Source organism: Flavobacteriales bacterium (assembly GCA_021296215.1).
Lineage (GTDB): Bacteria > Bacteroidota > Bacteroidia > Flavobacteriales > ECT2AJA-044 > ECT2AJA-044.
Genome location: JAGWBA010000021.1, coordinates 45,269 through 55,782, shown reverse-complemented (window position 1 = coordinate 55,782; position 10,514 = coordinate 45,269). Strand labels below are relative to the sequence as shown.

The window sequence follows — 10,514 nt, the reverse complement described above, 5'->3', positions numbered from 1 at the left end:
TCTTGTAAGCCGGCTTTCGATATTTCTTGCTTTTTCATATCACTAAGTTAAGTGACACACTTTTCTGAACAGACTCTTATTGGCCAAGAACCATTAGCCTTTAACCAATAACTTTCTTTCTCAACCATCCAACTATACAACAATACAACCATCCAACTACTGAATCAACCAACACCTGCGCCACCCATTCAGTTCAAAGGTCGGCGAGACAAATGCATCGCGCCGTAGGCGCAGAAACTTCAGGCGTTGGGAAAAAAATCTATATTTGTTTGTACAGAAAACACGAAACACATGAAATCGAATCTACTCCTCGCTGCACTTTGTGTGGCATTCGATTTCGGTTTGCAAGCGCAGACTGAACCCGAAACAAAGCTTTGGTCGCTGCAAGAATGCGTTGAATACGCTGTTGAGAACAACCTCACGGTACGTTCACAGACCATTCAGACCGCGATCGATCAAGAGAATTATTTGCAGGCGAAACAGGCTTGGTATCCGACCTTGAATGCTCAAGTGAGCTACAATGGTGGTTGGGGTTTGAACACGAACCCGGTCACCAACATCAACACGACTGAGTTTACCGGACAGAATAGTTATTGGATCGGAACCAACGTACCTATTTCTAGAGGTGGTCAGATTCACAATCAGACCCTTCAGAGCGAGGTCAACTACAATGCTTCACAGCTCGACCTAGAGAAGGCCAAGAACGATTTGGCTTTGACCGTTGCTCTCGATTACGTCAATATCCTTTTGGGGAAAGAGCAGCTTCGCGTGGCTCTTGAACAGCGCGATATTACGCAGCAACAAGTCGATCGTACTTCGAAGTTGGTCGACGCGGGCTCTAGTCCGCAGGGCGAGCTTTACGAGATCGAAGCTCAGTTGGCTCAGGAGAATCAGAACGTGATCGTAGCGCGGAACAACGTCAACCTTTCATTGCTCCAGTTGGCGCAACGTCTGCAGCTCGACGACTACACGGGATTTGACGTCGAAACTCCGGAAATTGAAATGCCGGATCCGACCCTTTTGAACTACACGGCGTACGAGATATATCAGACCGCGTTGAACACGCAGCCCGATCTGCCTGCGGCCGAGGCTCGTGTTCAGAGTGCACAGCTCGATGAAAAAATATCATCGGCCGGATACATTCCGAGCATATCGTTATCGAGTAACTTCTCGAGTTTTTGGACCAACCGGCTCAAAACGGATCCGTTTACCGGAGAAGCGAATACCTATGGCGATCAACTAAGTGAGAACTGGAATACGGGAGTGGGGGTGAATATGAGTATTCCGATCCTGAATCGCCGTCAGAACAAGAGTAATGTCAACCGCTCTCATTTGAATTACTTGCGCGCGGTAAACAACCGCGAAAACGTGAAGAACCAGCTCTTGCAGCGCATTCAGCAGGCGCATGCCGATGCCGTTGCGGCCCTCAAGGCATATGATGCAGCTCAGGTGGCCGTGAAGAGCAACCGCGAAGCATTTAAGTACACGGAAGAAAGATACAATGTAGGTGTAGTCAATGTGGTCGATTACAACGTGGCGAAGAACAACCTGACCCGGGCTGAGTCTTCCTTACTTCGGGCCAAGTACGACTACATCTTCAAGTATCGAGTACTCGATTTCTATTACGGTAACATGCAACTCCGATAGGTCATGAGCAAAACGATTCGCTACATCATTATTGCCGTGGTCATTTTAATGATCGTAGGCGTCATCGGCAAAAAACAAGGTTGGTTCGGAGAATCCAGTTCTATTGAAGTGGAAATCGATTACGCTGCTCGACGCACCATCATTGAGACGGTGAGTGCCAGCGGTAAGATCCAACCCGAGAAAGAGGTCAAACTCGCACCTGAGGTCTCAGGAGAGATCGTGGATTTACCAGTAGTTGAAGGACAGCGCGTGAGCAATGGTGAGCTTCTGGTGCGCATCAACCCCGATTTGATCGAAGCTGCGGTAGACAGGGCCGAGGCTTCGCTGAATCAGTCGCGTGCCAATTTGAGTTCGTCCCGCGCTCAATTGGTCGAGGCGGAGAACAACTACGATCGCAACGAACCACTTCACAAAAAAGGGGTGATCTCTACCGCACAGTGGGATCAGATCGTTCGTGCATACGAAGTGGCCAAGCTCGGCGTAGAATCGGCTGAGGCCATGGTGAAGAACGGAGAGGCGAGCTTGAAAGAAGCCCGTGATAACCTCGCTAGAACGACTATTTACGCACCCGATTCCGGAACCATTTCCGCGCTGCACGTTGAGCTTGGAGAACGGGTAGTGGGGACCAATCAAATGCAGGGAACCGAGCTTATGCGCATTGCGAATCTCAATAATATGGAGGTCGTGGTGAACGTAAACGAAACGGATATCGTTCGAGTTGAAGTGGGCGATTCAGTGGATATCGAGGTCGATGCTTATCTCGATCACGAATTCAAAGGAATAGTCACGGAGATCGCCAGTTCGGCGGACCTTGTGAACGTGAGCGCCGACCAGGTGACGAACTTCGAAGTGAAGATCCGCATCCTGCGCGACAGCTACACCGAATTGGGAAAAAATGGAAAAAGCCCGTTTAGACCCGGGATGACCGCTACCGTGGATATCATTACCGAGGTGGCGAAGGACATCCTTACGGTTCCTATTCAGTCTGTGACCACTCGGAACGACACATCGAGTTCGGCCACCCGATTGGGTAACCGATTCGGAGAAAGCGATGAGCGTTTCGAGGTCATTTTTCTTTACGAAGAAGGAAAGGCCGTGCTCAAGGCGGTTGAAACCGGTGTACAAGACGATACCTTTATCGAGATCACTTCAGGCGTTTCGGACAGTACGGAAATCATTACCGGACCGTATAGAACGGTGGCTCAGGATCTCCTCAACAACGATATCGTAGAGAAGAAGTAATGGCGTTGCTGCTCCATTTGGAGACCGCCACCCGCAATTGTTCCGTGGCTCTAGGGCGCGATGGATCACTCATCGATCTCGAAGAACAGGCTAACGAAGGGTATTCGCATGGCGAGAATCTTCATCTGTTCATCGACCGCGTTTTAAAGCGAAACGACCTGCAGCCCCGCGACCTCCAAGGTGTTTGTGTGAGTAAGGGCCCGGGCAGCTATACGGGCTTGCGCATCGGCGTTTCCGCTGCCAAAGGGCTCTGTTTTGCGCTTGACATCCCCTTGATCTCGATGACCACAAACGCCGTCCTAGCCCATCATCCGGCCGTTGAGGCCGCTCCCGATAAAAAGATCGTTACGGTAATCGATGCTCGGCGGATGGAGGTATATGGCCAGACTTTCGACAGCGACCGGCACCCGCTGTCCGAGATTGAGGCGCTGGTCGTGGACGAGAGCACTTTTATGGGCTTGGAGCCTTTCATGCTGGTGGGTGATGGAGCCGATAAATTGAGGGAGGTGACTCTGGGCCTACGGCCCGACGTGCATCAGCAGTTTCCAAGTGCGCGCGACATGGTGGCGTTGGGCGAAGCGGCCTTTAGGGCCAAGCGCTTCGAGGATGTGGCGTATTTTGAGCCGTTCTACCTTAAGGATTTTATTGCGGGGATCCCGAAGAAGCTGATTTGACCTCGACCTTGTTCATGGCCTTCACGAAGCGTGGGGTAACGGCCACTAGGTCCTTCATTTCCTGAACCAAGAGGATGTAGAGTTCGTGATTTCGCTGACTCACGGCACCCGTAGATGCGCGCTCGAATTGTTCGGCCAGGTATTCATCGACCTTCGCCATCAAAGTTTTCTTTTTAATGCGCAGCTCCTCCTGAACCAGCTCGTCCGATCCAGGCAAATTCGCATTGACCTTCTCGACCATGATCTTCCGGCCGTGCCACAAGTTCATGAGGTGAGCCACCTGTCCTTCGCGGAATGGGGCGTGGCTGTTGGCCAAATGTGCGTCGATACTCTGAAGCATGAATTTCACACTTCGCACCACATCCTGATAGTGATCGAGAACTTTGAGCAAGCCTTGTTGAAGTTCGCGGTCCGATTCCTTCTCCTTTCGCAAAAAGCGATAGAAATCGGTATTCATTCGACTGCTTTCGTCGTTGTATTTATCGACCCGTTTCATCGCCGAATTGACCGAATCGCGACCTTCCTTGAACACGGCATCGAAGGTGCTTTCCGTTGCTTCGAGACTCAGGTTCAGCATTTGCGTCACATTTTGCGCGATCATCTGGCGGACTTCAAACTCCGGTTTATCGGCCAAGGCCACGAGTGAGCCCTTTGCTTTTTTCCTGCTTGAAGACTTTCGGTGGTAGGCGTAACTTCGGAAGAGGATGAACCCCACGACCAGAATTAATCCAAAGAGACCGGTCATATGGGCTTTGTGTATGATGTACGCGAACAAAGCAGCCACGGCAAACGCAACTCCGACCGTTATGAACCATCCGGCCACGACGTTCACCACCCCGCTTACGCGGTAAACGGCACTTTCGCAATCCCGGGCTCTATGGGCCAGCGAAGCACCCATGGCCACCATAAAACTCACGTATGTGGTCGAAAGGGGGAGCTTTAAATTGGTCGCAAAGGAGATGAGCATGGCGGCAACGGTCAAATTTACCGATGCGCGAACCAGATCAAAAGCCACTTCGGGATCCTCCGGTACCCCAACGGGTCTATAGCTCACGTTGATCTTCCGACGTGTCGTTCGCGGAAGCAGACTCTACAAGGATGACCCTATCACGCGCCCACTCCGGACCAATGCACGAGCTAAAGCGGTTGGTTCAAAGCGCTCGTCTCCGGCCGCTTGTCGACCCAAATCGACTTGTGTTTCAACCACGGTACGGGCCTTTTTTGAAGACCATAACGTAACCACCATGATGAATCCGGCCGCAAGCAACCACCAAGTATTTGTGCGCACCGGTTCTGAAAGTACGTTCATCATAAATTCATTGGCCGGCACACCGGAGTCTTTCCGGATAAGGTAGCTCTCGAGTCCGGCAATGGGTACTCCAATGAAGTTCACTAGGTCGTTTCCGGAGAAGGCCATGGCGAACGAAAAGGTGCCGAACATCACGATCCATTTGAGGATGTTAATTCCAAAGGCGATCAACAATTGAAAGATTCCGGCCCAAAAAACCAGAGAAGCACCAATGAGTATCAGAGCGTTGTCTCCTATCCAATGGATGCTATCTCCGCTGACGAAGCCGGCCCCTTTGATCCCTTTGATCAATTGTCGAGGTCGGTAATCCGAAGGTGCTAAAGAAATCGAGCAGGAGGATATCCGTGATCATCACTGCGGCGAAAAGGATCATGATCTCCGCAAAACTGAAATACTGAGGGTTGAAGATCCCTTTCCGAGCGATCTCCATCATGCCGCTGCTGAAGGTAGCCCCGATAAAGATACCCGCACCGGCTACGATCATAATGATTTTGTACGTGGCTACTTTGGAGCCAATAGCGGAATCTAGGAAGTTCACGGCATCGTTGCTGACTCCAACGACTAAATCCGTAGCCGCAAGTCCAACGAGCACCACAACGATCAAAAGATAGAAGGTCTCCATAGGTTGACCGCAAATGCGGATAATTGCTGCAACTCTAAGATTTTTGGAGTGTTAAGGCAGTGTTATGGAGTTCTTAGTGTTGAGTTCTTAGTTGCTTTGGATTCAGCTTCAGGTTCTTCGGGTCAGAAAACAAGGTCCGAAATTCCGTTTTACAATTGAGCTTTTAAACCCCCTGGTTAAAACCCGGTGCCAAAGGATCGTGCGTTGGGTAATCGTGTACAAGGTTTCACCTCATGGACCCCCGGGGTTAAACCCGGGGCTGCAGTGCTGCGTTTTTCCATGAACTATTCAACCAATCAACCAAGTTGATTCGTACCTTGAAGAATGTGAACTTTACCCGCTTCATCAGGCTATTCCTTTACACCGGCTTTCTAATAATCTGCTCTTGTATGTCCGAGAAAAATGACCACGCACACACCAATGCCCTCATAAACGAGACATCGCCCTATCTCCTGCAACATGCTCATAATCCGGTCGACTGGCACCCTTGGACCCCTGAGACTCTTGAAAAGGCAAAGAAGGAAAACAAACTGTTGCTGATCTCTGTCGGGTACAGCAGCTGTCACTGGTGCCACGTCATGGAACGCGAAAGCTTTGAAGATGAAGATGTGGCCGAGGTGATGAACGAGCACTATATCTGCATCAAGGTCGATCGCGAGGAGCGTCCGGATGTGGATCAGATCTACATGAATGCCGTACAGCTGATGACCCGGCGCGGAGGATGGCCGTTGAATTGTGTGACCCTGCCGGACGGGCGGCCCATTTGGGGCGGGACTTACTTCCCCAAACACCAGTGGGTGCATTCGCTGGAGCAGGTAGCTGCGCTCTGGGCCAACGAACCCGAAAAGGCCGAGGAGTATGCCGTTCGTCTCACAGAAGGTGTCCAGATGATGGAACTCATTGAGCGCCCCAAAGACCCACTTAAGCCCAAAGCGGAATTCGTGGATTCGATCGTAGAGAATTGGAAAAAAGGATTCGATCTGCAGCGGGGTGGACCCGATAGAGCGCCGAAGTTTCCAATGCCGACCAACTATGAATTTCTATTGCGCTACGGTGTGCGGCAGAACGATTCGGCTGTGGTGAAACACGTTCACCACACCTTGCGAAAAATGGTGTTGAGCGGCATCTACGACCAGGTCGGAGGTGGATGGGCCCGCTATGCCACTGATCCCGAATGGAAGATCCCGCACTTCGAGAAGATGCTTTACGACAACGGTCAGCTGATCGAACTATACAGCATAGCTTTCCGGCAGCAGGCCGATCCTCTGTATGCCGAGGCGGTTCATCAGAGTATCGAGTTTGCGATGCGCGAAATGTACGATGAGTCCAGTGGGAGTTTTTACAGTGCCCTCGATGCCGACAGTGAAGGGGAAGAGGGTGCATTTTACACGTGGACCGAAGAGGAGCTCCGCCATGTGGTTCGGCCCGAACGGTGGGCTGAATTTACCGACTATTATAACATCGCGCCGCAGGCGCAGTGGGAAGGAAAATACATTCTGCACCGGACCAACGATTCGCCGGAGCACAAGCAACTTCGCGAGGAGGTGCTCCCGAAACTATTGAAGGCGCGCTCAAAACGCGAGCGGCCGGGGCTCGACGATAAATCCCTGACCTCTTGGAATGCGCTTATGGTGAGTGGTTTGGCGGCGGCTTACCGCACATTCGACAAGTCGGAATATTTGGAGCAGGCGCGGCGAACGGCCAGATGGATGCTGGAGCAGCAGGGAACCGATGCGGGCGGACTCATGCGGTCGTACAAGCAGGGCAAAAGCAGCATCGATGGTTTTCTGGACGACTACGCCCTCTCGATCAAGGCTTACCTCGATCTGTATGAATGCACCTTTGACGAGCGGTATCTGCAGCAGGCGCATCAATGGGCCTTGTACTGTTTCGATCACTTTTTCTCCGATGAGCGGGGGATGTTCTACTACACATCGAACAACGGTGAAGCACTTGTGGTGCGGAGTATGGAAACTTCGGACAACGTGATCCCCGCGTCGAATTCCGTCATGGCGCATCAGTTGTACCGACTCGGATTCCACTACGATCGCCGTAGCTATCGCGACACCGCCCGCCAAATGCTTAATGCCGTGGAGCCCCAAATGGAACACTACGGCGAAGGCTACTCCAATTGGCTGTCGCTCTACCTCAACGAGCTAGGGCCATTTTACGAGGTGGTGGTCATCGGGCCGCAGGCCCTGAATATGCGAAAGCAGATCGATGCTCATTATTTTCCTTTCGGCCTCTCGGCCGGAAGCGTATCGCCCTCCAAATTACCACTCCTTACGGGGCGTTTCGTCGACGGCAAAACGCTGTTCTACCTCTGCGAAGAAGGGGCGTGCCAGCTTCCTACCGAGGAGTTCGAGGTTCCACAGGCTATAGGCCATAAGCTATAGGCCATAAGCAACATGAGCTTAACCAAACAACTCCTAGCCGTCGGTTACTTCCATTAGCCATTAACTTTCTTATCCAACCAACCAACCAACCACCTCAGAACATTCGTCATTGCGTAGTTTCATACAAAACCCCATCTTTCGGTCGTTCAATGAATATCGATCATTGGGATTTTGAAAAGAGCACAGCACACTTTTTACATATTGATCATGTCGGCCATTACAGTGGCCGCAACGGCTTATTTATTCTGGGTTGGATGGGACTTCTATTCGCTGCCTCTTGAAGAGCGGTTTTACCATCCGCGGTACGATTGGTAAAAAGCTTCCGGTATACTTGGGCACGGCCTTGGTATCATAGGCACATCGATGATCTTATTTGGAGTGGTCATGTACATCACGGCAAAAATGTATGGCTATCTGGACCGATACATCCGTCTGAAATACCTGCTCGAGTTCCATATATTTTTGTGCACTCTTGGGCCCATACTCGTGCTTTTTCACACTACCTTCAAGTTTGGCGGAATCGTTTCCGTTGCCTTTTGGAGCATGACGGCGATAGTGCTCAGCGGGGTAGTGGGCCGCTACTTATACTTGCAAATTCCCAAGTCGGTTTCGAGTCGAACCAAATCACTTCAAGAAATTGAAACCGACGTCGACGCATCAGAGGCCGGCATGCGCCGAATCAAGACCATGTACAAATGGTTTGGCTATTGGCATATCGTACACCGGCCCTTTGTGTTGATCATGTTGGTGATCGTCGTCATCCACATTGGGGTAACTCTGGCCTTGGGTTATAAATGGATCTTTTAATGCTCTCGAGGAAGTCATAACATATGGTCTTACTTTCTTATTCGTCATCATAGTAGTTGCGGTCTATGTGCGCAAGGGAAAACGAAAATCGGCCGAAGTTCGCGATAAAATGAACAAAGCGAAGGAATCGGGCCGATTCGAACCCGTGTCCCTTCATCCGTACATCGACCTCAATCGCTGTAGCTGTATTGGAAGTGGTGCTTGCGTACGAGCTTACCCCGAGCAGGATATTCTTTGGCTTATCAACGGAAAGGCAACGGTGATCAACGCCACCGCGTGCATTGGTCACGGAACGTGCTTTCACGCCTGTCCGGTCGAAGCCATTTCAGTGCGAATCGGCACTGAAAAGCGGGGTGTTGACTTGCCCCATGTAAAGCCCGATTATGAGACCAATGTGCCGGGGATCTATATTGCCGGGGAATTGGGTGGAATGGGCCTTATAAAGAACAGCGCGGAACAGGGAATACAGGCCGTTAGAACGGCGCACAATAACAGACCAGAGCAATCCGAAGTCGAAGTTGATCTGGCCATCGTAGGTGCGGGTCCGGCCGGAATCGCCGCCGCGCTCGAGGCCAAATGCCTGGGTATGAAAGCTGTGATCCTCGAACAAGGCTCGCTCGGCGGAACGGTATTTACTTTTCCGCAACAAAAAGTGGTCATGACCCGGCCGATGGACCTTCCACTGTACGGGCCTGTGAAGTTGGTCAATACCGGCAAGCATGAGCTATTGGATATTTGGACCGATGCGATCGAAAAGCACAACATCGAGGTGCGCGAACGGCATAAGGTCGATGCCATTCATCGCGCCGCAGGCGCATATACTTGAGAAATTGCGGAACGAGATCCGGTTTTTGCCGATCAAGTGCTCATAGCCATTGGACGGCGAGGTACCCCGCGTAAATTGGAGGTTCCGGATGAGGTTTCGACCAAGGTCGCGTATCGGTTGCTCGACCCGGAATTGATCGAGGATAATAAAATACTCGTGGTCGGTGGAGGTGATTCTGCCGTGGAGTCGGCCTTGTTGCTCAAGGATCGAAACCATGTCTGTATTTCGTACCGCAAAGATCAATTTGGACGAATAAAGCCCGGAAATCAAGAAAAACTCGAAGCGGCGTTGGAAGCGGAAGAAATTGAGGTGCTTTACTCCTCGAATGTTACGGAGATCAAGCCCGATTCGGTAACCTTGAAAACGGCCGACGGAACGGAGCGATATCTGGAGAACGATTTGGTCTACATCTTCATCGGCGGAGAATTGCCGATCGATTTTTTGAAGAACGCCGGTATCGATGTCGAAAAGAAATTCGGTAAGATCGTTAAGAAGTACCGAAATTAGCGTGATGACCGGGGGGAGAAGAATTATAGTTAATGAGCTACAGCTACATAAAAACAGGATTAGGATACAATCGAATATTCCGCTGCTGTTGCTTCTGTTGTCGCTTTCTTCATTGGCTCAATTCTCGCCGGGTAAGCTTTCAACCGCGCACGCCGACTTGGAAGGGATATCGAATTGCACCAAGTGCCACGATATTGGAAATAAGATCTCCGAGCAAAAATGCCTCGATTGCCACAAGGAAATCCAAACGCTCATTTCGGCGGATCGCGGGTATCACGCCTATTCAGATGTAAAGAAGTAATCGTGCATCGACTGCCACAGCGAACATCACGGTAGAGCCTTCGACGCTACTCGGTTCGATGAAGAGGCGTTTGAACACGACCGGACCGGCTATACGCTCGAGGGAGAGCACGGACGCATCGCGTGTCGCGATTGCCATACCGCCGATAATATCGCGGATAAAGAGATCGCTAAGCGCAGCGAA

At 51.2% G+C, this 10,514-nt stretch carries 12 protein-coding genes; 8 read left to right on the top strand and 4 right to left on the bottom strand.

The annotated features are described in order from the left end of the window. The first annotated feature begins 291 nt into the window (after positions 1-291). The 3 genes from J4F31_05395 to tsaB are packed head-to-tail and all read left to right on the top strand — an operon-like array spanning position 292 to position 3,563. The gene (locus J4F31_05395; GenBank protein MCE2495995.1) at positions 292-1,647 is read left to right on the top strand and encodes a TolC family protein; all 1,356 of its coding nucleotides are present in this window, start codon (positions 292-294) and stop codon (positions 1,645-1,647) included. A gap of 3 nt (positions 1,648-1,650) precedes the next feature. Further along, positions 1,651-2,889 carry an efflux RND transporter periplasmic adaptor subunit gene (locus J4F31_05390; GenBank protein ID MCE2495994.1) on the top strand — a complete coding sequence of 413 codons (1,239 nt, stop codon included), beginning with the start codon at positions 1,651-1,653 and terminating at the stop codon, positions 2,887-2,889. Beyond that, the gene (tsaB, locus tag J4F31_05385; protein ID MCE2495993.1) at positions 2,889-3,563 is read left to right on the top strand and encodes a tRNA (adenosine(37)-N6)-threonylcarbamoyltransferase complex dimerization subunit type 1 TsaB; all 675 of its coding nucleotides are present in this window, start codon (positions 2,889-2,891) and stop codon (positions 3,561-3,563) included. Before J4F31_05390 ends, tsaB begins: the two co-directional genes overlap by 1 nt. Here tsaB and J4F31_05380 read toward each other — a convergent pair. The 3 genes from J4F31_05380 to J4F31_05370 are packed head-to-tail and all read right to left on the bottom strand — an operon-like array spanning position 3,532 to position 5,494. Continuing rightward, complete coding sequence (locus J4F31_05380) at positions 3,532-4,617, bottom strand: hypothetical protein (protein MCE2495992.1); 1,086 nt, start codon at positions 4,615-4,617, stop codon at positions 3,532-3,534. The two genes, tsaB and J4F31_05380, sit on opposite strands and share 32 nt — an antisense overlap. Before the next feature lie 36 nt (positions 4,618-4,653). Beyond that, positions 4,654-5,163: a hypothetical protein gene (locus tag J4F31_05375; GenBank protein ID MCE2495991.1), complete on the bottom strand. Its 510-nt coding sequence runs from the start codon at positions 5,161-5,163 to the stop codon at positions 4,654-4,656. Beyond that, the gene (locus J4F31_05370; protein ID MCE2495990.1) at positions 5,120-5,494 is read right to left on the bottom strand and encodes an inorganic phosphate transporter; all 375 of its coding nucleotides are present in this window, start codon (positions 5,492-5,494) and stop codon (positions 5,120-5,122) included. The genes J4F31_05375 and J4F31_05370 overlap by 44 nt, the downstream gene beginning before the upstream one ends. Before the next feature lie 389 nt (positions 5,495-5,883). Here J4F31_05370 and J4F31_05365 point away from each other — a divergent pair, with 389 nt between their 5' ends. From J4F31_05365 to J4F31_05345, 5 genes are all read left to right on the top strand, one after another. Next, the gene (locus J4F31_05365; protein ID MCE2495989.1) at positions 5,884-7,890 is read left to right on the top strand and encodes a thioredoxin domain-containing protein; all 2,007 of its coding nucleotides are present in this window, start codon (positions 5,884-5,886) and stop codon (positions 7,888-7,890) included. Positions 7,891-8,061: 171 nt separating this feature from the next. Next, positions 8,062-8,205, top strand: coding sequence for a hypothetical protein (locus tag J4F31_05360; GenBank protein ID MCE2495988.1), 144 nt, complete (start codon positions 8,062-8,064; stop codon positions 8,203-8,205). A 48-nt stretch (positions 8,206-8,253) separates the two neighbouring features. Beyond that, entirely contained in the window at positions 8,254-8,697 is a 444-nt protein-coding gene (locus J4F31_05355) for a hypothetical protein (protein MCE2495987.1), read from the top strand. Between the two features lie 67 nt (positions 8,698-8,764). Next, positions 8,765-9,523, top strand: coding sequence for a ferredoxin family protein (locus J4F31_05350; GenBank protein MCE2495986.1), 759 nt, complete (start codon positions 8,765-8,767; stop codon positions 9,521-9,523). Positions 9,524-9,559: 36 nt separating this feature from the next. Then, entirely contained in the window at positions 9,560-10,030 is a 471-nt protein-coding gene (locus J4F31_05345) for an NAD(P)-binding domain-containing protein (protein ID MCE2495985.1), read from the top strand. 283 nt (positions 10,031-10,313) lie between these two features. Here the strand turns inward: J4F31_05345 and J4F31_05340 are convergent, their stop codons facing one another. After that, entirely contained in the window at positions 10,314-10,469 is a 156-nt protein-coding gene (locus tag J4F31_05340) for a hypothetical protein (protein ID MCE2495984.1), read from the bottom strand. Between the last annotated feature and the right edge of the window lie 45 nt (positions 10,470-10,514).